Source organism: Shewanella sp. SP1S1-7, from assembly GCF_031932105.1.
Lineage (GTDB): Bacteria > Pseudomonadota > Gammaproteobacteria > Enterobacterales > Shewanellaceae > Shewanella > Shewanella baltica.
In genome coordinates, this window is sequence record NZ_JAUOEU010000011.1 from 24,946 (window position 1) to 47,585 (window position 22,640).

Annotated in this window: 18 protein-coding genes; 3 read left to right on the plus strand and 15 right to left on the minus strand. The window is 48.0% G+C overall.

The genetic code is table 11. The annotated features are described in order from the left end of the window. Positions 1-122: 122 nt before the first annotated feature. From Q4Q49_RS10695 to Q4Q49_RS10710, 4 genes are all read right to left on the minus strand, one after another. Complete coding sequence (locus Q4Q49_RS10695; RefSeq protein WP_311999324.1) at positions 123-1,058, minus strand: M14 family metallocarboxypeptidase; 936 nt, start codon at positions 1,056-1,058, stop codon at positions 123-125. 70 nt (positions 1,059-1,128) lie between these two features. After that, positions 1,129-1,587, minus strand: coding sequence for a GNAT family N-acetyltransferase (locus tag Q4Q49_RS10700; RefSeq protein WP_311999325.1), 459 nt, complete (start codon positions 1,585-1,587; stop codon positions 1,129-1,131). 242 nt (positions 1,588-1,829) lie between these two features. Continuing rightward, the gene (locus tag Q4Q49_RS10705) at positions 1,830-3,881 is read right to left on the minus strand and encodes a S9 family peptidase (protein ID WP_311999326.1); all 2,052 of its coding nucleotides are present in this window, start codon (positions 3,879-3,881) and stop codon (positions 1,830-1,832) included. A 323-nt stretch (positions 3,882-4,204) separates the two neighbouring features. Then, positions 4,205-5,749: a fumarate hydratase gene (locus tag Q4Q49_RS10710; protein WP_311999327.1), complete on the minus strand. Its 1,545-nt coding sequence runs from the start codon at positions 5,747-5,749 to the stop codon at positions 4,205-4,207. Positions 5,750-5,868: 119 nt separating this feature from the next. Between Q4Q49_RS10710 and pabB the strand changes: the two genes are divergently transcribed. Then, positions 5,869-7,281 carry an aminodeoxychorismate synthase component I gene (gene pabB, locus Q4Q49_RS10715; RefSeq protein WP_311999328.1) on the plus strand — a complete coding sequence of 471 codons (1,413 nt, stop codon included), beginning with the start codon at positions 5,869-5,871 and terminating at the stop codon, positions 7,279-7,281. A gap of 31 nt (positions 7,282-7,312) precedes the next feature. Next, entirely contained in the window at positions 7,313-7,900 is a 588-nt protein-coding gene (locus Q4Q49_RS10720) for a CoA pyrophosphatase (protein WP_311999329.1), read from the plus strand. Between the two features lie 43 nt (positions 7,901-7,943). On the opposite strand, the gene Q4Q49_RS10725 is transcribed toward Q4Q49_RS10720, so the two are convergent. Further along, a complete protein-coding gene (locus Q4Q49_RS10725; protein ID WP_311990860.1) occupies positions 7,944-8,279 on the minus strand; it encodes a hypothetical protein in 336 nt (111 codons plus the stop codon). A 150-nt stretch (positions 8,280-8,429) separates the two neighbouring features. On the opposite strand from Q4Q49_RS10725, the gene asnS reads away from it, so the two are divergent. Next, complete coding sequence (asnS, locus tag Q4Q49_RS10730) at positions 8,430-9,830, plus strand: asparagine--tRNA ligase (protein WP_006086433.1); 1,401 nt, start codon at positions 8,430-8,432, stop codon at positions 9,828-9,830. 195 nt (positions 9,831-10,025) lie between these two features. Here the strand turns inward: asnS and Q4Q49_RS10735 are convergent, their stop codons facing one another. From Q4Q49_RS10735 to Q4Q49_RS10780, 10 genes are all read right to left on the minus strand, one after another. Further along, complete coding sequence (locus Q4Q49_RS10735) at positions 10,026-10,391, minus strand: DUF1801 domain-containing protein (RefSeq protein WP_311999361.1); 366 nt, start codon at positions 10,389-10,391, stop codon at positions 10,026-10,028. 391 nt (positions 10,392-10,782) lie between these two features. Continuing rightward, positions 10,783-11,370: a cytochrome c3 family protein gene (locus Q4Q49_RS10740; protein ID WP_063882789.1), complete on the minus strand. Its 588-nt coding sequence runs from the start codon at positions 11,368-11,370 to the stop codon at positions 10,783-10,785. An 8-nt stretch (positions 11,371-11,378) separates the two neighbouring features. Continuing rightward, entirely contained in the window at positions 11,379-11,864 is a 486-nt protein-coding gene (locus Q4Q49_RS10745) for a nitrate reductase cytochrome c-type subunit (protein WP_106650358.1), read from the minus strand. A gap of 10 nt (positions 11,865-11,874) precedes the next feature. Next, positions 11,875-14,364, minus strand: coding sequence for a nitrate reductase catalytic subunit NapA (gene napA, locus Q4Q49_RS10750; protein WP_063882885.1), 2,490 nt, complete (start codon positions 14,362-14,364; stop codon positions 11,875-11,877). A 2-nt stretch (positions 14,365-14,366) separates the two neighbouring features. Beyond that, entirely contained in the window at positions 14,367-14,624 is a 258-nt protein-coding gene (locus tag Q4Q49_RS10755; RefSeq protein ID WP_006086429.1) for a chaperone NapD, read from the minus strand. A 42-nt stretch (positions 14,625-14,666) separates the two neighbouring features. Continuing rightward, on the minus strand, positions 14,667-14,825 hold the full coding sequence (locus tag Q4Q49_RS10760) for a nitrate reductase (RefSeq protein ID WP_006081405.1): 159 nt from the start codon (positions 14,823-14,825) through the stop codon (positions 14,667-14,669). Between the two features lie 531 nt (positions 14,826-15,356). After that, positions 15,357-19,232 (minus strand): ATP-dependent RNA helicase HrpA, encoded by a 3,876-nt coding sequence (hrpA, locus tag Q4Q49_RS10765; protein ID WP_409373188.1) that lies wholly within the window; start codon positions 19,230-19,232, stop codon positions 15,357-15,359. A gap of 122 nt (positions 19,233-19,354) precedes the next feature. Beyond that, positions 19,355-19,771 (minus strand): CBS domain-containing protein, encoded by a 417-nt coding sequence (locus Q4Q49_RS10770; protein WP_311898863.1) that lies wholly within the window; start codon positions 19,769-19,771, stop codon positions 19,355-19,357. Positions 19,772-19,941: 170 nt separating this feature from the next. Then, entirely contained in the window at positions 19,942-21,231 is a 1,290-nt protein-coding gene (locus Q4Q49_RS10775; protein WP_311999331.1) for a DUF2254 domain-containing protein, read from the minus strand. Positions 21,232-21,597: 366 nt separating this feature from the next. After that, a complete protein-coding gene (locus tag Q4Q49_RS10780; RefSeq protein ID WP_311999332.1) occupies positions 21,598-22,629 on the minus strand; it encodes an isoaspartyl peptidase/L-asparaginase in 1,032 nt (343 codons plus the stop codon). Positions 22,630-22,640 lie beyond the last annotated feature (11 nt).

A 22,640-nucleotide genomic window follows, 5' to 3' on the forward strand; every position in this document is an offset into this window, starting at 1 on the left:
AATCGATGCGTTAACAGCACGAACGTAAAATCACTTCACTAGCCGCTAGCTCAACTTACGAGCACTAGGCTAATCATCCATAAACTTAATATCAATAAACTGGTCATCACAATAAACAGCGACTAACGCTGCGCCAGTACATAATCGATGGCGCTGGTGATGGCAGCAACCTGCGCCAGATTACATTCGGCAGGCGTGGCTGTTGGGCTATCTGGGTACACTTCTGTAGTTGTGTTATAGATACAACCCGTGACACTGCTGCAAAGCCCTAATGACTTAAGCGGGTAGTTAATCACTCCGTGTTGCACCACAGTCGAGCCAATGATCTCACCTTTCTCGTCGGCAGGAGCAATGTGCGTCACTTTGCTCACGCCATCTATAATGGCTTTTTGGAAAGCATCCATTGAATGTTCGGTATCACCCACAGCATAAAAGCCATCTGGGATAGTGCCTTTGTCATATTCAATGCCATCACGGGCGCACAGCGCTGGGCGAAACTCTAATTCATCTGAATCTGTGGTTTCATGTAAATCCACATGCACTTCAAAACCTTGCTCAACTGAAGCAACTAAAGCCATCAAGGCCGCCGATTCTTCTGCAGGGCTATTGGCATAGAACGAACGGTTTGGATCGATAGCCTTTGGATTCCAGCGATTAATCGTCTCATAACCCCAAGGACTCACACATACGGCAACCACTAAGTTCACCTGTTGCACGTAATTCGCCACTTCGTTAGTTAAAAAGGCCAATGCGCCATGCACACCGCTGGTCTCGTAGCCATGCACGCCGCCAGTCACCAGCACGGTTGGCTTTTGTGGATCAAACTGCTGGCTCTTCACCGCAAATAATGGATAACGATCGGCATTAATCGATAAGGCGCCATATTGCACAATGCCAAGCCCAAGCAAAGATAGCTTTGCTTCCATTGCCTTGAGTGGCGTCACGACATCGTCTTGATATGAACGCTTGATTTGGGTGCTCGTCAGCCATGCGGCTTTTTCAGACTCGCCCCATTTTTCACCCGCGGTGCCGATGGGATAAAAGGTTAAATTTGCCATAATTCCTCTATTTTTAGTTCTATTAGCTCAATTGAGAGTACTAGTGTTTGGATGAATGAGTGCTGCCAGCCTAAAGCGTCAGCTGCATGGGAATATCGCGGATCCCGCCGCGCTCTCGCTCAGATCCTAATGGCACAAAGCCAAAGCCTAAGTACACAGCCTGCGCATTCAGCGCCGAGTTCACGGTAAATACGCCCGGATTGCCTTGGGCTAAACATTGAGTTTTAGCATGTTCCCACAACATTCGCGCTACGCCTTGTCCCTGCGCATGGGAGGCGACAAAAAGATGGTACAAGTGACTATTCGCCTTCATTCCCACTACGCCTGCGAGTTGGCCCGAGTCCGTTATGGCGACATGATACTGATAACCCATAGCAAAGTAGCTACCAATCGCTTCTATCGACATGGCATTGACTAAGATTGTAGCCCCCTCTTCAGTGCAAGTTGGGGCAATAAAATCTTGGGTTAACTGAGTGAGCAATTCGCTTATTTCAGGGATATCAGCTAAGGTTGCGGCTCGAATATTCATCTTAACTCCTTGATTAAAAATAAATCCATTATATGACGCAATAAAAAGCCAGAACAGAGTCCTGGCTTTTTAAGACGCTTGAACAAAAGACGCTTCGCGTAAAACACTTTAATAGTTAATCACATCAAACGACTCGCCGATGATAACCCTATCAGGGCGAGCCTTACGTCTTTCATTACACTGTCATTCACTGTTTGTTATTAAACAGTCTGTCATTCAACAGTCTGTTATTGTGCTGGCAGTTACTGCTTAGTCCAGCGGTCCATCCAACGGAATACATTGGCGTACCATTGCTCTAGGTTTTCAGGTTTTAAGATCCAGTGGTTTTCATCTGGGAAAATCAACAACTCAGATGGAATCCCTTTACGCTGCATAAAGCTAAATGCAGCTAAACCTTGATCATAAGGAACCCGGAAGTCTTTCTCGCCGTGGATCACCAACATGGGCGTTTTCCAGTTTTCAACATAATTCACTGGGTTAAACTTCTCATATAAGGCTTTGTTATCTGAGTAAGTACCGCCAAATTCATACTCAGGGAACCATAATTCTTCGGTCACATGGTACATAGAACGCATATCGAACAGACCTGCGTGATCAACAAGACACTTGAAACCATCGTTCCAGTTACCTTGGATCCAGTTCATCATGTAGCCGCCGTAAGAACCGCCAAGTGCACAGGCGTTTTGCGGATCGAGCCATTTTTGTTGTTGGCTCACTGCCGCTAGGCCTTTTTGCAGATCTTCTAATGGCTTACCGCCCCAATCTTGGCTGATAGAATCCGTAAAGGCTTGGCCGTAACCGGTAGAGCCGTGGAAATCCACCATGACAACGCCATAGCCTGCACCCGCCCATAACTGCGCGTTCCATCGACCGCTGAAGGCATTACCAAATGAACCCTGCGGTCCGCCATGTACTAAGTAGGCAATCGGGTATTTTTTACCTTCTTGGAAGTTAGCCGGTTTGATCCAGTAACCGTAGACGTCTTCGTTATTCCAACCCTTGAAGCTGAACTGTTCAAACTTACCGAACTTGATCTCGGCTAACTTGTCTTTATTCACTTCAGTCAGACGCTTAAGGCCTTGACCATCTGTGGTGATACTGTAGAGATCGCCTGGCTCAACTAAGGTTTTGCTGTCGAAAATCAGTTCATCGTTAGTGACCGCAATTAGGCTGTTTGTGCCATCGCTGTAGATAGAACGCACATCGCCAAATTGTGTATTCACTTGGAAAATAGACACTTGGCCTATGTCTTGCGCCGTGACGTACAAGGTACGATTGTCAGGGGCAAACATCAGTGAACTTGGGCTACGATCCCACAATGGCGCCACTTCTTTAGTTTGGCCTGTGGTAGTATCGCGCAGCATGATGCCGTAACGATCCGCTTCAAAACCCGGCTTCTTCATCGCTAAATAGGCCATGTAACGACCATCGCTCGAAAACGTTGGCTGTGCATCCCATGCGAGATTGTCTTTGGTTAAGTTGGTTGCAGCGCCACCCGTGACTGGCACTTGCCATAAATCATAGTTAGTGGTCCAAGCTTGATCTTTGCTTGGCGCTTTCGCGCTATAAACCACAAACTTACCGTCTGGTGTGAAAGTCACTTCTTCCATACCCGAGAAAGGTTTTGGCGGCGTTTCAGTGTCTAACCCTTGGGTGACATCAACAACTTTAGTCAGTTTTTCACCGTTTATAGCGCCCACAAATAAATGGTTACGGGCGTGATCTTCCCACGTATCCCAGTGGCGAACCATTAACTGTTTGTATTCGCGACCCGTCGATTTACGCTCAGATTCAGCGGTAAATTTATCCTTTGAGCAGGCTAAATCCTTACATTCTGGGAATACGCGCATACTGAGTACAACTTGTTTACCATCGTTTGATAGCTTGTAGCCATCAATATCCAAAGGTAAATCAGAAACTTGAACCGCTTCACCGCCCGTTAATGACAGTTGGAATAGCTGGCTTGAACCGCTACGACCGGCAAGGAAATAAATCGACTTGTCGTCGGTGGCGAAACTCACATCGTGCTCAGTGCCCGCGGCAGAGGTCAGTTGTAACGGTTTCGCTTTCGTGTCAGTCAGATCCAATAGATACAGATCAGAACTGCCCTCTCCCTTATCGTTTACCGTTTTAAGACCATAAACTAATTTAGTGCCATCGTGGGACACTGTCGCAGAATGCATCTTATTGAGTTTAATGAGTTGTTGCACAGTAAAAGGCGTTGGATCGGCCGCTTGGGCTGATAACGCCAACCCTGCGGCGCCGAGCGCCAATAGGAGAGGAGCTATTTTCATTGTTATGTCCGTCTTTTTGTTGAACAGGTTCGAGGCTTGCAAATATTCAATAATCATCATTGCTGCAAACACGAATGTTAAAAACGATCTGAGATCGTATCTTTTGAAGATAAGCTTGCCACACTATCGAAACAAAAACGCTCAGGCAAGCCAAATGGCGAACCTGAGCGTATTTTTTTGTGACAAAATGTCAGTGGCGCAATGATTTGTGTAAGGAACTGATATCAGATTACCGAAACAACCGATATCAGAGCGCAAATTTAAACGGCTTTGCTTAAAAAGCCATCAAGTTCAATCCGCTAACGCCTTCGCTTCACTCCCACTTAGGCTTTCGCGTTGGCGATATTCACTTTCCAAATTGCTGGGCCAGTTTCATGGGCGTTCACGCCGTTTGAATCCACAGCCACAGTCACTGGCATATCTTGCACGTCAAACTCGTAAATCGCTTCCATGCCTAAATCGGCAAAGGCCACGACGCGAGAATGTTTAATCGCTTTTGACACTAAATACGCAGCGCCGCCAACGGCCATCAGATATACCGCTTTGTGTTTTTTGATCGATTCAACTGTCGCAGGGCCGCGCTCAGCTTTACCTATCATGCCCATCAAGCCAGTTTTCTCTAACATTAGATCAGTGAATTTATCCATACGGGTTGCTGTGGTTGGGCCCGCAGGACCGACAACTTCAGCACCGACTGGATCAACGGGGCCAACGTAGTAAATAAACTTACCGGTAAAGTCCACGCCTTTTGGCAAGCCTTCACCGCTTTCAATCAGGCTTTGAATGCGCTTATGGGCAGCATCACGGCCTGTGAGCATTTTACCGCTCAGCAGAATGGTTTCACCGCTCTGCCACTGCTCGATATCCGCTTGAGTCACAGTATCTAAGTTAACACGGCGCACATCATCACCCACTTCACGGGTGATTTCTGGCCAATCTGACAATGATGGTGGCGTCAATTCAGCTGGACCTGAGCCATCTAAATGGAAATGTACGTGGCGAGTCGCTGCACAGTTAGGGATCATCACCACAGGCTTTGAAGCCGCGTGGGTTGGCGCCGATTTGATTTTAACGTCTAACACTGTGGTTAAACCGCCGAGACCTTGGGCACCTATACCTAAGTTGTTCGCGCGCTCAAAAATGTCTAAACGCAGCTTTTCTTCGGTCGTTTGCGCGCCACGGGCCATCAACTCATGGATATCCACGCTTTCCATCAGCGCTTCTTTAGCTAATACGGCGGCTTTTTCTGCCGTGCCGCCAATGCCGATACCCAGCATACCCGGTGGACACCAGCCTGCGCCCATCGTCGGTAGCGTTTTTTCTACCCAAGCGGCGATATCATCAGATGGGTTTAACATCACCATCTTAGCTTTGTTTTCACTGCCACCGCCTTTAGCCGCAATCGCTACTTCGATGTGGTTGCCTGGCACCATGTCGATGTGTACCACAGATGGGGTGTTATCTTTGGTATTTTTACGGCTGCCCGCAGGATCTGAGACTATTGATGCACGCAGTGGGTTATCAGGATTGGTATAGGCACGACGAACACCTTCGTCGACCATTTCCTGAATTGTCATATCGGTTTTGTCCCATTGGACACCCATACCCACTTTAACGAAGGTGGTCACAATCCCTGTGTCTTGACACAGAGGACGCTTGCCTTCGGCCGACATACGCGAGTTAATTAATATCTGGGCAATGGCATCCTTCGCCGCCGCACTTTGTTCACGCTCATAAGCTTGGCTCATGGCATCAACAAAATCCTTCGGGTGGTAATAAGAGATGTATTGCAAAGCATCCGCCACACTTTCAATAAAGTCGGCTTGCTTAATCACAGAATTGACAGACATTTCATGGTTAGATGACATAGTAGGAGCGCTCCAGCAGCCTTTGCGGCCTAACTTATTTTTGTTTAATTCTTTCTGGGCCAATATGATACTCTTTCCCATCTTTTTGGGCTACATCACATTTTGAATAGGGTTAATCGATGGCAATTAGGGCGTCAAAACAGCTTGCATCACGCCAACTTGACTGGACATTAAGCACCGCAGCACTCTTCGAACACTTTGCCAATGACCCATGGGCAATCCTGTTAGATTCAGCGAACGCGCCGCATCAGGACGCCAGATTCGACATCATTTGCGCCAATCCCATCGCAACATTAGTGACTCAGGGCGAGCGTAGCAATATAAAGCTCATCGATACGAGCTTGAGCTTACCCGAGGCGATGGACCCAAACCGTGATCCCTTCGACCTGCTCAACACTTTATTAAATCATTGGTATTCAAAATCTTTTGATTGCATTCTGCCCTTCAGTGGCGGCGCCATGGGCAGCTTTAGTTACGACTTAGGCCGTCGCATCGAATCCCTACCAACAAGCGCTCAGCAAGATATTCAACTGCCAGAGATGAACATCGGCTTTTACGACTGGGCGTTAGTTTATGATTACCAAGCCCAGTGTTGGCATTTATTGCACTATTTAGGTGAAGCTGCACTCGACATTGAATTGAATAAAATTCAAGCGAAAATGGCACATAAGCCAAATACAGCCGAATTCATGCTCACAGGCCCATGGACAGCACAAATCGACAAAGCCCAATACACAGCCAAATTTGAGGCAGTACAAGCCTATTTGCACAGCGGCGATTGCTATCAAATAAATTTAACCCAAAGATTTGAAGCTGGCTATCAAGGCGATGAATGGTCGGCTTATTGCCAACTGCGCAATGCCAATAAAGCACCCTTCTCGGCCTTTATGCGGTTACCGCAAAACGCGATTTTATCGATTTCACCTGAGCGCTTTATTCAGCTTCGCGGTGATGATATTCAGACTAAACCCATCAAAGGCACGCTGCCGCGTCACGCAGATCCCGCGCTCGACGCAAAAGCTGCGAGCACCCTTGCCAGCTCGCCAAAGGATCGCGCCGAAAACGTCATGATTGTCGATTTGCTGCGTAATGATATCGGCAAGGTAGCAGCGGCAGGCTCGGTACGTGTACCGCATCTGTTTGAAATTGAAAGCTTTCCCGCCGTGCATCACCTTGTCAGTACAGTGACGGCTAAGCTTGATGCTAAGTACAGCGCCAGCGATTTGCTGCGCGCGGCGTTCCCCGGCGGCTCAATTACTGGCGCACCGAAAATCCGCGCCATGGAAATTATCGAAGAACTCGAACCTTCACGGCGCAGTCTGTACTGTGGCTCTATGGGCTATATCAGCCAAGATGGCCAAATGGATACCAGTATCACCATTCGCACTATTGTGGCTGAGCAGGGGAAACTCTATTGCTGGGCGGGCGGCGGCATAGTGGCGGATTCTGAAGTGAATGCCGAGTACCAAGAAACCTTTGATAAGATCAGTCGAATTTTGCCTTTACTTGGCGCAGAGCCGCAAAAGCCGTAAGCTCTCATACAAAACAGTCACGGAAACCTCGATGGATCAAGCGGAATTTAGACTCAGATTTAATCTGCACCCTTTAGCGCTGCAAGATCCGGCGGCCTTCCCACACCTTGGACTGCGCAAAGCTGCGGTGTTGATCCCACTGCAGGATATCAACGGTGAACTGAATCTGATTTTAACCCAAAGACCCATGCACCTTCGCGCCCATCCGGGGCAGATCAGTTTCCCCGGTGGTAAAATTGAGCCCCATGATGTCGATGCAATTGCGGCGGCGTTAAGGGAAGCAGAAGAGGAAATAGGATTATCGCGGCATAACGTCGATGTGGTGGGCACATTTCCGGCCCACAATACTTTTACCGGATTTGAAATCACCCCCGTGGTCGGCATTATCAAGCAGGCATTTGATTGGAAACTCGATCCTGGTGAAGTTGCAGATTGCTTTACTGTGCCATTAAGCTTTCTTATTGAGCCGAATAATCGCCACCAAAAACGCTTTTTACGCCAAGGACGCTACTACAGCGTGCATTTTATTCCCTATCAACAACGTTTTATTTGGGGCGCGACCGCCGCCATTATCGACCATTTGTGCCGCCAGTTAAGCATTTCTGCCGATATTCTCTGACTTCATTTGCCATAGCGAAACCGCTACGAGCCAACTGGCTTGCTTAAACCACCAAGTGGATATACAAACCGGCGACAATCGAGGTTAACAGCAACATGGGAATGTTAAACCAATAGCCCATGCGACTGTGTTGGGCGACATAAAAATTAAACGCTAAACTGACCAAACTAATGCAGCCACAGGCCCAAATCAAATACTGCAATAACTGGGTTTCATGTGGATCCCAATGAACTCTAAATGTCGCACCGCGGCTTAAATAATCGCCAACTTCGCGATCGGGTCTCGCGTCACCAAACACTAATAGCGCATAGACGGCAATTGCCCAGCCTAAAATGGATAAGGCCGCAAGGATAATTTGAAATATTCTAGTCTTGCTCATACCGCCTCCCGCCGTTTAACTCACTATATCGCCCAATATCGATATTATTAACCTCAGGATACCTTTTTCAGCTTGAGAAAAGCCACCAGCAAGGTAATATAAACCTCCAAAATTTTCATATAAAACGTTTCGTTGGAGAATTAAGCAACAATGAGCATCGCATCTGTCGCATCTGTATTTAAAGGTGAGCACGCCGTCGGTTCTAAAGTCACAGTGCGTGGCTGGGTCAGAACCCGTCGTGACTCTAAAGCCGGCATCTCTTTTTTAGCTGTTTATGACGGCTCTTGCTTTAATCCTATCCAAGGCGTCGTGCCCAATAGCTTAGATAATTACGACAACGAAGTGTTAAAGCTAACTGCGGGTTGTTCTGTTGTGATGACAGGCGACGTGGTGGAATCTCCAGGCGCAGGTCAAGCATTTGAACTGCAAGTGACTGAACTTGAAGTCGCGGGCTGGGTTGATGATCCAGACACTTACCCAATGGCCGCTAAGCGTCACTCAATTGAACATTTACGCGAATTAGCACATTTACGCCCACGCACTAACATTATTGGTGCCGTTGCCCGCGTGCGTAACTGTTTATCCCAAGCGATTCACCGCTTCTACCACGAAGAAGGCTTTATTTGGGTATCTACCCCACTTATCACCGCCTCTGACTGTGAAGGCGCAGGTGAAATGTTCCGCGTATCGACCTTAGATATGGAAAACCTGCCACGTACTGATGCAGGGAAAGTCGATTACGATAAAGATTTCTTCGGTAAAGAAGCTTTCCTAACCGTATCTGGCCAGTTGAACGCTGAAACCTACGCCTGTGCACTGTCAAAAGTGTATACCTTTGGCCCGACTTTCCGTGCTGAAAACTCAAACACCAGCCGCCACTTAGCGGAATTTTGGATGGTTGAGCCTGAAGTCGCCTTCGCTAACTTAAACGACATCGCAGGCCTTGCCGAAGCTATGTTGAAATACGCGTTCAATGCCGTATTGACTGAGCGTATGGACGATTTAACTTTCTTCGCCCAACACGTTGATAAGACAGTGATCGACCGTCTGCAATCTTTCGTTTCAAGCGATTTTGCTCAAGTGGATTACACGGATGCGGTTGAAATTCTGCAAAACTGTGGCAGAACCTTCGAGTTCCCTGTGTCTTGGGGCATCGATTTATCTTCTGAGCATGAGCGTTACTTAGCCGAAGAACACTTCAAAGCCCCTGTGGTAGTGAAGAACTACCCGAAAGATATCAAGGCCTTCTACATGCGCTTAAACGATGACGGTAAAACCGTTGCCGCGATGGACGTGTTAGCCCCAGGTATCGGTGAGATCATCGGTGGCTCTCAACGTGAAGAGCGTTTAGACGTGCTAGATATGCGTCTAGCCGAAATGGATCTGAACCAAGAAGATTACTGGTGGTACCGTGATATGCGCCGTTATGGCACAGTGCCACATGCAGGTTTTGGTCTAGGGTTTGAGCGTTTAGTGTCTTACGTGACGGGCGTTAACAACATTCGTGATGTTATCCCATTCCCACGTGCGCCGCGTACTGCGAACTTCTAATATCCCTTAACTAGGGACTGCATTGCTAAGACATCTCTATTAAACCTTAGCAAAACGAAAGGAGCTGACTATTCAGCTCCTTTTTTGTTTCTGCGTTTTTGCTAACGTGCTGGACTCATGCTATGAGCAGTTATCATGACCTTACTAACATCATGCGGCGAAACAGCCACTCATTCGCAGATACTAATCCACTTGTTACTTATCCGCTTGATACAGCGCCTGCGTGATATATTCCGCCACGTGTTTGGCTGCGATTTCATCCATTGAGGTTAACTTGATATGGCGGCGAAATTTGCCACTGCCTTCGAGCACCTTGTGCGGATCGCTAAAGTTTGCGCCCAAACTAAACTCCAATGACACATGCTGCTTATAGGCAAACACCCCACCAAAAGCGCTCTTTGCGCTAAAGAGTATTCCGCCGTACTTCACCGTTTCAGTGATATCGAGCGAGGATGCGTCTGCAATGGCGTTAACGGTTTGGCGCACGCCCTGCACGATTTCAAGCAAGCTCGGGCTCATAAAACCGATGTCTTCTAAGAGTTTTTCAAGTTGTTCATTCATCATCGCCTCCTGCGTAATGGTATTTTCCATAGCGGCCTTCTATCACGACATCTTTATCATCCAATAACGATTCTTTGCTGATTGTATCCTGAGCTGTGAAGTGAATAAAACGCCATTAGCTGCTCGGTAACACAATTAATTGATTAAACCTTAATTCAGCATACCAAGTACGGCTTTAGGTCACTATGCCACGGTGCCATTACAATCAATAAAAAGGCCAAGCATCACTATGCTTGGCCTTTGGCTGGAGATGGCTAATAAACATTTAGCCGCACTAAGTCACACTTACTAACACTAACCAACGCTAAGTTAAACGAGACTAAACTACACAAAACTAAGTCACGATTACACAAAACAAAGTCACGCTAAGCAACACGGGGAACGATTCAGCTTAAAATCCCTTCACACCTTCCATATCAGGGAGATGGTGAGCAATCCCCTTGTGGCAGTCGATACAGGTCTTTTCGCCGCTCGCCAGTGACGTTGAGTGCATCTGTGACGCTCTAGGTGACTGGCGGGTAAAATCCATATAAGTGAAGTTATGGCAATTACGGCACTCGAGCGAGTCATTGGCTTTTAATCTTTCCCATTCATGCTCAGCTAACTCACGCCGTTTACTTTCAAACTTTTCTCGGGTGTTAATCGTGCCGAAAACCTTCCCCCACACTTCCTTAGAGGCCTGCATCTTACGGGCGATCTTATCTGTCCAGTTATGTGGTACATGGCAATCTGGGCAGGTTGCCCGCACACCACTGCGGTTAGTGAAATGAATCGTTGTCTGTAACTCTTGATAGACGTTATTTTCCATCTCATGGCAACCGATACAGAAGGCTTCCTTGTTGGTAGCTTCAAGGGCAGTGTTAAAGCCGCCCCAGAAAATCACCCCAGCCACAAAGCCACCTAAGGTCAAAAAACCTAAACTGTAATGCACACTCGGACGATTGAGTACCTGCCAGATTTTTTTCAGTTTATCTAACATGCTAACTCCTAGTGTTTTTTCTGCTCAGTGTTGGTTTTGATCAGATGTTCCATGTCTACAAAGTCGTTTTCGACCAGTAATTTGGCATCTAACTGCGGCACATGGCACTGAGTACAGAAATATCGACGCGGCGATAATTCGGCTAAGAAGTTATTATCCCTGTCCATATAGTGCGTGACACTGACCATAGGCGCTTGGGAATCCCCGATGCGACTGCGAGCATGACAGGCCATACACTTATTCACTTTAAGATCGAGCTGATAGCCGTCAATTTTGTGCGGGATCACGGGTGGCTGCATGGGATAGTTACGCACTTCCTTCACATCGGTATTACGCACGTTTTGCATCGCTGGCGGCGTCGGCTCGACATTGATAGGCGCTTGGCGCAGGGTATCAATTTTATCTTCGGGAATACTGGCGGCAGATACACTTGTCATCATTAATGCGCCAAAGGCCAGTAAACCGATCGCTGAAACTAATTTTAGGGTTTTCATCGTGTTCTCCTTAAACCTTGACGATCTTCACCGCACATTTTTTAAAGTCAGTTTGTTTTGACAAGGGATCTGTCGCATCTAAAGTGACTTTATTAATGAGCTGGCTAGCATCAAACCAAGGCACAAACACTAAGCCCACAGGCGGTTTATTACGGCCACGGGTTTCAACTCGGGTCTTAATTTCACCCCGTCGTGACACCACACGAATTTCGTCACCGCGGCGCAGACCGCGTTTCTTGGCATCTTCGGGATGCATAAAACACACAGCATCAGGGAAAGCACGATAAAGCTCAGGCACACGTTGGGTCATAGAACCCGAATGCCAATGTTCCAGCACTCGGCCCGTCGATAACCAGATATCGTATTCTTCGTCTGGCGACTCGGCGGCGGGCTCATAGGGCAGCGCAAAAATCACCGCACGGCCATCGGGATGACCATAAAACTCAAAGCCCTTACCTGCTTTAACATAAGGATCGCTCCCCTCACGGAAACGCCACTTGGTTTCCTTGCCATCGACCACAGGCCAACGCAGACCATGGGCCTCGTGATAAGCATCAAATGGTGCTAAGTCGTGGCCATGACCGCGTCCAAAGGAGGCGTATTCTTCAAACAGGCCTTTTTGCACATAGAAACCAAAATGTTTAGCTTCATCGTTCAGATACTTAGGATCCGCATCCGTCAATGGGAACTTATCAACATTGCCGTTTTGGTACAGAACTTCGAATAGGGTTTTGCCCTTAAACTCTGGATTAGCAGCTAACACATCTTTTGGCCACACTTCATCTGTGGTGAAACGTTTCGCAAACTCCATCAGCTGCCACAGATCCGAATGCGACTCACCCGGCGCTTGCACCATTTGATGCCAGAACTGAGTACGGCGCTCGGCATTACCGTAAGCCCCCTCTTTCTCAACCCACATAGCAGTGGGCAAGATCAAATCGGCGGCTTGAGTGGTAACTGTGGGATAAGCATCTGATACCACGATAAAGTTGGCAGGGTTACGGTAACCCGGTAGCCCTTCTTCGTTGATGTTCGGCCCCGCCTGCATATTGTTGTTCACTTGCACCCAATAGCAGTTCAAGTCACCGTCTTTTAGGCGGCGATTTTGCTCGACAGCATGATAACCGGGTTTAGGTGGAATAATGCCGCTTGGAATTTTCCACGTTTCTTCAGCGTGTTTTCTGTGCTCGGGATTGGTCACCACCATGTCCGCAGGTAAACGGTGAGAGAAAGTCCCGACTTCACGGGCCGTGCCACAGGCCGATGGCTGACCTGTCAGCGAGAACGGACTGTTGCCAGGGGTAGAAATCTTACCTGTTAATAAATGGATGTTGTAAATCAGGTTGTTACACCACACACCACGGGTATGTTGGTTAAAGCCCATGGTCCAGAATGACGTCACTTTCGTATTAGGATCAGCATACAGCTTCGCCAGTTCGATCAGTTTATCTTCTGGCACGCCAGACAGTTTACTGACTTTCTCGACTGTGTATTCGGCAACAAAGGCTTTGAAGGCTTCAAAATCGATTGGCGTTGAGTCCCCCGCCGTTTTGACGTTTTTGGCTTTCTGTTCAAGCGGATGAGTCGGACGTAAACCGTAGCCGATATCAGTCGTGCCTTGGCGGAAATTTACGTGTTTCTTCACGAAATCCCAGTTCACTTTATCGTTTTGAATAATATAGTTAGCAATAAAGTTCAACATGGCCAAATCGGTTTGCGGAGTGAACACTATCGGTAAATCTGCCAGATCGAAGGAGCGATGTTGGAAAGTCGATAACACGGCCACTTTGACATGAGGTTCACTCAAGCGTCTGTCGGTCACGCGGCTCCACAGGATCGGGTGCATTTCGGCCATGTTCGAGCCCCAAAGCACAAACGCATCGGCGGCTTCCATATCGTCATAGCAGCCCATTGGCTCATCGATACCGAAAGTGCGCATAAAACCGACCACGGCCGACGCCATACAATGACGCGCATTAGGGTCGATATTGTTAGAGCCAAAGCCCGCCTTCATCAACTTAACGGCGGCGTAACCTTCCCACACTGTCCATTGGCCCGAACCAAACATGCCCACAGCGGTTGGGCCCTTGGCTTTAATGGTCTCTTTCCATTTTTGCGCCATGATATCGAAGGCGCTGTCCCAGCTTATCGGCGAAAACTCGCCGTGCTTGTCGTATTTGCCATCGGTCATTCGCAGCATGGGCGTGGTTAAGCGATCGCTGCCATACATGATTTTCGATAGGAAATAACCCTTGATACAGTTAAGTCCACGGTTCACTTCACTGTTGGCATCGCCATGGGTGGCCACCACTTTGCCGTCGCGAGTGGCGACAATCACAGAGCAGCCCGTACCACAGAAACGGCATGGAGCCTTGTTCCACTCTAATTTGGTTTGTTCTGAGCTGGTTATCAGGTTACTTGCGCCAGCGGGCAAGGCTAAACCTGCGGCCCCTGCAGCGGCAATCACGGCATTGGCCTTAATAAAATCACGTCTGTTCATATTCATTCTTCACCCTCTTCGAGCGTTTCACTCTGGTGGTAAACCATAGTGGCGGATAACACACCCGGAATGGCATTGATCGCTTCTATGCAGTCCATCAAGGCGCGCTGAGTCTCACCTTCGATAACCACGACCAATTTCACTTCGTTGTTGACGGAAAGTTCGGCATTTTCAATGGTCATGATCTCTTGTCTAACATCTGCCATTTTCTGCGGTAAGACCTGCACCACTAAACTGGTGATATGGAGTTCTTTGCTCATCCGACATTCCACTCTTTATTTAATATTCTGATAATAAAGCGATTAACCCACTCCCGGTGGTCCAGTCAAAATCTGACTAAACCAGATCGCAAAACCCAAGCCACTGACCAGCAGCACGGACAATAACGGTGCGAGAAATACGGTTAAAAAGATAAAAATTTTCAGTTCTAAGGATTTTTCTTCTGCGGTGCTAGCACTCATGCATCCTCCAAGAGGTGTGTTCCTGCCATTTTTCGCGCTGGAACAAGCGTCAGCGGCAGGTTTTATGTATATCCGTTGCATCTTTAACTCACTCAAACATCATACCTTTTAGTTGTTAACAAACTGTATACCTCCAAATTGGTAAAGCTGATGATGCTTGATCCAGATCATCAATTTGGCGATAGATTTAACTAGCTCATGGTTTGTAAACGATTTATTAGATTGTAATGAGGTGAATTCGGACAAAGAAGTTATTAAGGTGTGGCTAAAACATGGTCAAAGATCAGTTTTTTAGCAAGGTGAATGCTTAAAATTAGCGCTAAATATCTCCAAAGGAGTAAAGCAAACTGATTAGGGCGTGTTGACGTTTCGAGATTAAATGTTGTTTGCTCAGGTAAGTTAGTGATCGCAAAACGAGAACGACTAAAACCACAAAATAAAAACGCCGCTAAGTAAGCTTAGCGGCGTAATGAGATAACCAACAATAACAGCTATTAAGTCGTAAATAATAAATTCACTGACCTCATATTTTTATACTTGTTGGATATGATTCAAAATGCGTTTTTCCGATATCGGATAAGCCGTGCCTAACACCTGCGCAAAACAGGAAACACGATACTCTTCAATCATCCAGCGTGCCTCGATTAACGCGGGCGGTGTCGGCTGCGATCGCGGCACTTTCGCCAGTTGCGCAGTCAATGCTTCCTGTACCTTGTTAATGCTCTGCATATGCAAACGGTCACGAGTCGGATCGACAGGCAACTTCTCAACACGGATTTCAATTGCCTTTAAGTAACGCGCCACATCGGTTAAACGATTCCAGCCACAGGATTCGACAAACCCTTTAAACACTAATTTGTCTAATTGGCTTTGAATATCACTCATAGCAAAGGCAATATCTAAGCTAATTTTGCCCTTGAGACGCTTTTTAATACTCTGGTATAAGGTCAAAATCTGCTCAACCTTCAAGGCGATTTGCTCGGCGGTCGGGTTGAGTTCTTGGCGAACCCAATCCTTTGCCTGCTCAAATTGGGCTTGATTACGCACATCGAGGGCTTTTTCATCCAACAACTGCTGCACAGCGGCAGCAATAATGTCATCAATCAAGATTTGCACTTGACCGAAGGGATTGAAATACATCGCCAATTTCGCCTTATTTGGCAAAGCTTGTTGCAAATGTTTTACCGGTGATGGAATGTTTAGCAGCAATAAGCGTCGCAGACCTTGGCGATGGGCATCTAAGGCTTCAAATTCGTCATCAAATAATTTGATCGCAACACTGTCTTTTTTATCGATCAGCGCCGGAAACGCCCGCACTTGATAATTGCCTTTTTGCTGCTGATATTGCTTGGGTAAATCGCCGAAGGACCACTCAGTTAACGCTTCTTGCTCTATACCTTTATCCGCCACCTGACGAATGGCTTTCGCCACCACGCCCTGCAACTCGGCTTTTAAGGTATCGAGCACCCGACCTTCGGCGACTAAGTTGTGTTTATCGTCTTCGATTTTAAAGTTCATCTGCAAATGCGCGGGCAGTTGCGTTAAATCAAAATCTTCCGGCGATATACGCGTGCCACTCATGCGCAATAATTGCTTGCACATGGCCTCAAGCAAACTGGCACTAAAAGGCACCATGGCCTGCACACAAGCGCGGGCATAGTCAGGCGCGGGCACAAAGTTACGTCGTAAACTCTTAGGCAAAGATTTGATCAGCGCGATGCACTTTTCTTCCCTTAGCCCTGCCACTAGCCAATCAAAATCGCTATCGTCGATTTGATTAAGCAGCGCCACCGGAATGTGAACCGACACGCCGTCATCCGCCGCCGCGGGTTCAAAGTGATAACTTAGCTGTAGGCGCAAATTGCCCTTGTGCCACGTATCGGGGAAATCCAAGGTCGAGATATGGTCGGCATTGCGCTGCATTAACAGTGCTTTGCTGAAATCGAGTAAATCCGGTTGCTCGCGCTTGGCCTTCTTCCACCAGCCAAAAAACAGCTGCGCGTTGTAAATCCCTTCAGGGATCCGCGGCTCGTAAAAATCCACTAACACTTGCTCGTCCACCAAAATATCGCGGCGACGGGATTTATGTTCGAGTGATTCAATGTCTTCGAGCAGCTTTTGGTTAGCGACAAAAAACGCTTCTTGGGTCTGTAACTGCCCTTCTGCCAAAGCGCTGCGGATAAAAATCTCACGCGCTTCAACAGGATCGATGGGGCCGTATTGCACTTTGCGGCGGTGCACGACCGTCAAACCATAAAGCACTTGATTCTCAAGGGCGATAACGCTGCCAGGTTTTGCCTCAAAATGGGGCTCTACATAGCTTTTCTTAATCAAATGCGCCGCTAAGGGCTCTAGCCATTCGGGTTCGATTTTAGCGCAGCAGCGAGCGAATAAGCGCGAAGTTTCGGTAAGCTCAGCGGCCATGATCCACTTAGGGCCTTTTTTGGCCAATGGCGAACCGGGAAACACAAAGAATTTACGATTACGCGCACCTAAATACTCGTTATTGTTATCTTTAAAACCAACATGGCTCAACAAACCCGACAACAGCGCACGATGCAAGGTATCGTAACTTGGGGGCGTATCGTTTAAGCGCCATTTTAAATCGTGTACGGCTTGTTTAAGCTGGGCGTATAAATCCTGCCACTCGCGAACGCGCAAATAGGCCAAATACTCATCGCGGCATTTTTTACGGAACTGACTAGCAGATAACTCTTTTTGCTGATCTTTTAAGTGCTGCCACAGGTTAATCCAACTGACGAAATCGGAACTGGGATCGGCAAAACGACGATGGGCTTCATCACTGGCTTGCTTCTTCTCCATCGGGCGTTCGCGGGGATCTTGAATCGATAAGCCCGCAGCAATCACTAGCACTTCGTTCAAACAACCTAACTGCTGACTCTCGACCACCATACGCGCCAAACGCGGATCCACAGGAATTTGCGCCAAGTTGCGCCCAAGTGGCGTCAACACTAGCTTGCCGTGTTTGCTCTCAACCGCTTGTAATTCTTCGAGCAGCAAGAAACCATCGCGGATATGGCGTGGATCGGGTGGCTCGATAAAGGGGAAGCCGCCGATATCACCCAAACCGATGGCGAGCATCTGCAAAATGACCGAAGCCAAGTTAGTACGCAGAATCTCAGGATCGGTAAACGCCGGACGATTATTAAAATCCGCCTCATCGTACAAACGAATACAGATACCCGGTCCCACACGGCCACAACGGCCTTGGCGCTGATTGGCGCTCGCCTGTGAGATAGGTTCAATCGGTAAGCGTTGCACCTTAGTGCGATAGCTGTAGCGGCTGATACGCGCCGTACCTGGGTCGATAACATAGCGAATGCCCGGCACAGTCAGCGAGGTTTCCGCTACGTTGGTCGCTAGTACAATCCGCCTGCCTCTGTGGCTACTGAAGACTTTAGATTGCTCGCCATAGGATAAACGCGCGTACAACGGCAAAATTTCGGTATCGCGATAATTACGTCGGCTCAATTGCTCGGCCGTATCGCGAATTTCCCGCTCGCCATTCATAAAGATCAGAATGTCTCCCAGCCCTTCGGCCACCAGTTCATCGACGGCGGCAAAAATGCCTTCGATTTGATCTAAATCGGCATCGCTATCTTGCACTAAGGGGCGATAACGGGTTTCGACCGGAAAGGTGCGGCCTGAGACTTCGATAATAGGCGCATTGTTGAAATGCTTAGAAAAACGCTCAACGTCTATGGTCGCCGACGTGATAATGACTTTGAGATCGGGGCGTCTTTTAAGGATCTGTTTAAGGTAGCCCAGAATAAAATCGATATTCAGGCTGCGCTCGTGGGCCTCATCTATGATGATGGTATCGTATTGATCGAGATTGCGATCTGAGGTCAATTCCGCCAGTAAAATACCGTCGGTCATCAACTTAATATACGAGTCACTCTTAAGCGCATCGGCAAACCGCACTTTAAAGCCAACCACTTCACCGAGCGGACTGTGTAATTCTTCAGCGACTCGGCTCGCCACGCTGCGCGCAGCCAATCGTCTTGGCTGGGTGTGGCCAATCATGCCGCGGCAGCCTAAGCCAAGTTCTAAACAAATTTTGGGAAGCTGCGTGGTTTTACCTGAGCCCGTTTCACCGGCAATGATCACCACTTGATTGCCCGCAATCGCACGCGCAATATCATCGCGCATCAAAGAAACGGGAAGGTTTTCAGGATAGTGGATTTTAGGGCGAGCATTACGACGCTGCTCAACCTTCTCAAACGCCGCCTGCGCTTGCTCACTCAGCTGGGCTAAGACTTGGGTCTTTTTATCTGAGTCGGCTTCTTTATTGAGCTTAAATAAACGACGACGGATCCTAGACGCATCAGCCTGATAACAAAGATTAAGAAAGGCGTTCGATAGCGGATGTTTGTCTGAGTTCAAATCCAAATTCCATTGCTAGCATCAAAAACGGCGATCCTAGCAAGGAAAGTGGCGCAATGGTATTGCTAATTTACTCTGCACTCAGGATAAAGGCTGTCAGATTATCTCCACTGCGGCTCAGATTAAACTGGTGACAGATAACATTGTTGCATATAGATATTCATCGCTTTGAGCACATTAGTGCGATTTATCGTGCCAATCACTTTACCGTGTTCAACTACAGGATAAACCTTAGGTTTAGGCCCGAGCATTTGTTCAGCGAGTTGCAAAATACTGTCATCAGGCCCGACAAACAGTACTTCAGTACGCATACAATCCTTCACCACTGAGGTCATATCGCAGTGATAGCTACTTTTGATCATCACAGCCAGACAATCCTGCTGGGATAAAAAGCCCACCAAATCGCCCAACTCATCAACCACAGCGGCGCCCATTTTATTATTATCTAACAGCTTTTCGACCGCGGTCGCGAGCGACATATTCGCGCGCAGTAACACGGGCTGACGATCCATATGGTCACGAATCTTAATTAAGTCCATAGTCTTCCCCTCGAATTAACCCTACGTTTGAAGTCTAGTCAAAATATCGGCAAGGATGTGCGATTTATATCGATTGCGCTTATCGAGTGTGTAAACCGAATGTCAAAAAGTGCTGACAGAATAGAAAGAAACAAACGGATACACAGCACGACGAAATAATTAATGTCTCGTTAAGTGCTAGACGAAGCTGCTGATCCGGCGAACTTGGCGGCGTCTTGTACGGCTTGCAAGTCCTCTTCGATATCAAGCACTTTTTGTGAACGCTTCAGCGCCAGCCGCCCGTGGTACTCGGCCGCCGCGCGTATTTCCCCGTCACCACTGGATGCTAACGATTCAAGCGCTTTCTGTAGCCGTACAGCGACTTCCACCACTCCCGCGCCGTCTCTGGCTATGGCGGTAAACGCATCATCAAACATGTCCTGCACACAAACGTGAGGGACTTCAATGCGATCGCACTCTGGCGCGGGTTTGTCATCAACAGCCGCGGGTTCACCCCATAGGGTAAACAGCCGTACCAGTGTGCCTATGATGCAAATGGCCGTACCTGGGTCATTGACCGCGGGTGATAAGGCGCGGCCAGCGATTTCCGACAGTACCACCAACCCAAATCGCGGATCGTCGTCAAAAAGACGGGTATCACCAATCTGGAATGACTCGGCAACACAGGTGCAATCAATCTCAGTCTGCTCCGCACCATCGGCGCTAATGTATGCCAATGGTCGATTGGGCGTGGCGAACGTGCCCGGCAAGGCTGCAATCACGACTCGTAACTCGTTTTTCTCTGCCCAGCGCTGCATCGCGGCAATATTAATGTACTGAACATAACCGACGTTAGCCGCGTACACGGCTCGTCCACGCGCTTGTGGACGCACAGAAACGCCGCCAAGATGTGGTTTTTGGTGTCGCCGTCTAAGTGCATCGGCAGTCGCCTTTTCAACTTTCTCGATTGTGGTTGCCATGCGGCCAAGACGGGCAATGCGATCCACCCAACGTACAAAGGTAAAGATCACCATGCCGAAGATAAACGCGGTCAACAGGAAGAGGATAAACAGACCTGCAGTTTGAAAGTAATCATTTTTGACCGCAGTGAGTGCCACAATACTGAAGATAAATGCCCCAACGAAGGTCGATAGCGCATTCTGGGAGGCATCATCGGCGACAACTAAAATAAATGAACGTGGTGTTGCCGTGTTAGCCGCCGAAGCATAGGCCGAGACCATAGAACCCACGGAAAAAGTGGCGATAACCAGCATGCTGGAAGCCATGACGGATAACAGCGCCTCGATGGAGGCCGATGACACCTTAGGTGCAATCTCAACAAGCTCAGTGCCATCAGCCAATTTTGCGACAAAGGCGACTGCAATCGATAATAGGCAAACAAGCAGTGGTTTAACCCAAAGTCGATGACTAAACCGATTGAGGAAAACCCTGACGCGGTCGGTTAACACGGTAGAAATCATGTAAATATCCTTTACGCTGAGTGCAACCTCATGCAGACGCGATGAGTTCGCTGGACACAAACTGCAGCTTTTTGACTGTGAGTTAAGTACGGCTTTGCGTTTGATGATTGTACGTCTAATGAAATCAAACAACGCTTTATACGCACATACCATAGACTAATCGTAATAGCTCAAACCTATCAGCTTCTTATCCAGTCTTAAAGCAAAAAACCGTAAGCAAAAAGCGAGTGCCACTTTCGCAGCACTCGCTTTTTAAGGTTTCTGAGTCATGTTTCTGTGAGATATTTCTAAGCTATTTTTTACACCAACTTGTAAACAATCTTGTAAGCAATGTCAGTCACGAACCAACGGCTTCTACAATTCAAGTTATTGGTCTTGCCAGATCAGCACTTGGGCGGGTTCACCATTGCTACGGGTAGCGCGGTACATGCCTTCAGTGTTAAATGGCGTAGCGATATTACCGCGCTGATCGACGGCAATCACGCCACCCGAACCGCCAGCAGTAATAAGCCGCTGATTGATCACTTCATCGGCGGCTTGAATAATGGGTTTCTGCTGGTATTTCACCTTAGCACAAATGTCCCCTGCTACTTGATAGCGAATAAAAAACTCACCGTGTCCGGTTGCCGATACGGCGCACACCCCGTTTTCAGCATAGGTGCCGGCACCAATCACAGGAGAATCACCAATGCGGCCAAAGCGTTTTGCCGTCATACCGCCAGTTGAGGTACCAGCTGCTAAGTTGCCATTTTTGTCTAAGGCGACGGCGCCTACGGTACCAAATTTGTAATCGAGATCTTGCATCTCAACACTTGCGACTTGCTCTGATTTAGCAGCAGCTTGCAGTTTTTGGCGAGCATCGAGTAATTGCTGATAACGCTCGTCAGTATCAAAATGACTGTTTGGCACTAAGCTAAAGCCTTGAGTCAGGGCAAATTCTTCTGCACCCGCGCCCGAGAGCATCACGTGCTCAGACTTATTCATCACAGCTAAAGCGAGATCAATGGGGTTGGCGATATGGCGCACTCCAGCGACAGCGCCTGCATTCATGGTTTTGCCATCCATAATGGAGGCATCTAATTCATGTCCGCCGTCATAGGTGTACACCGCGCCGATACCTGCATTAAACAGGGCACTATTTTCGAGAATATTAATGGCGGTTTGAACTGCCACTAAGCTGTCACCGCCCTCCTCTAAGACTTTTGAGCCTTTATCGACCGCTTCCTTTAACTTATCTTTGTAGGCTTGGCGTTGTTCAGGGGTGAGATTAGCCTTAGAAATCGTGCCAGCGCCACCGTGGATCGCAATAGCGAACGGTTTGTCATTGGCCAAGGTGTTGTGTGACATAAAAAGTAGACCCGAGATAATTAAACTAAAGGTGGCTAATTTTGTTTTCATTCTTTACATCC

What these genes read in the sequence shown, in the direction of transcription:
- Q4Q49_RS10695 (WP_311999324.1), bottom strand. Translation starts at nt 1,058, where the DNA reads ATGGCAAATTTAACCTTTTATCCCATCGGCACCGCGGGTGAAAAATGG.
- Q4Q49_RS10700 (WP_311999325.1), bottom strand. Translation starts at nt 1,587, where the DNA reads ATGAATATTCGAGCCGCAACCTTAGCTGATATCCCTGAAATAAGCGAA.
- Q4Q49_RS10705 (WP_311999326.1), bottom strand. Translation starts at nt 3,881, where the DNA reads ATGAAAATAGCTCCTCTCCTATTGGCGCTCGGCGCCGCAGGGTTGGCG.
- Q4Q49_RS10710 (WP_311999327.1), bottom strand. Translation starts at nt 5,749, where the DNA reads ATGTCATCTAACCATGAAATGTCTGTCAATTCTGTGATTAAGCAAGCC.
- pabB (WP_311999328.1), top strand. Translation starts at nt 5,869, where the DNA reads ATGGCAATTAGGGCGTCAAAACAGCTTGCATCACGCCAACTTGACTGG.
- Q4Q49_RS10720 (WP_311999329.1), top strand. Translation starts at nt 7,313, where the DNA reads ATGGATCAAGCGGAATTTAGACTCAGATTTAATCTGCACCCTTTAGCG.
- Q4Q49_RS10725 (WP_311990860.1), bottom strand. Translation starts at nt 8,279, where the DNA reads ATGAGCAAGACTAGAATATTTCAAATTATCCTTGCGGCCTTATCCATT.
- asnS (WP_006086433.1), top strand. Translation starts at nt 8,430, where the DNA reads ATGAGCATCGCATCTGTCGCATCTGTATTTAAAGGTGAGCACGCCGTC.
- Q4Q49_RS10735 (WP_311999361.1), bottom strand. Translation starts at nt 10,391, where the DNA reads ATGAATGAACAACTTGAAAAACTCTTAGAAGACATCGGTTTTATGAGC.
- Q4Q49_RS10740 (WP_063882789.1), bottom strand. Translation starts at nt 11,370, where the DNA reads ATGTTAGATAAACTGAAAAAAATCTGGCAGGTACTCAATCGTCCGAGT.
- Q4Q49_RS10745 (WP_106650358.1), bottom strand. Translation starts at nt 11,864, where the DNA reads ATGAAAACCCTAAAATTAGTTTCAGCGATCGGTTTACTGGCCTTTGGC.
- napA (WP_063882885.1), bottom strand. Translation starts at nt 14,364, where the DNA reads ATGAACAGACGTGATTTTATTAAGGCCAATGCCGTGATTGCCGCTGCA.
- Q4Q49_RS10755 (WP_006086429.1), bottom strand. Translation starts at nt 14,624, where the DNA reads ATGAGCAAAGAACTCCATATCACCAGTTTAGTGGTGCAGGTCTTACCG.
- Q4Q49_RS10760 (WP_006081405.1), bottom strand. Translation starts at nt 14,825, where the DNA reads ATGAGTGCTAGCACCGCAGAAGAAAAATCCTTAGAACTGAAAATTTTT.
- Q4Q49_RS10770 (WP_311898863.1), bottom strand. Translation starts at nt 19,771, where the DNA reads ATGGACTTAATTAAGATTCGTGACCATATGGATCGTCAGCCCGTGTTA.
- Q4Q49_RS10775 (WP_311999331.1), bottom strand. Translation starts at nt 21,231, where the DNA reads ATGATTTCTACCGTGTTAACCGACCGCGTCAGGGTTTTCCTCAATCGG.
- Q4Q49_RS10780 (WP_311999332.1), bottom strand. Translation starts at nt 22,629, where the DNA reads ATGAAAACAAAATTAGCCACCTTTAGTTTAATTATCTCGGGTCTACTT.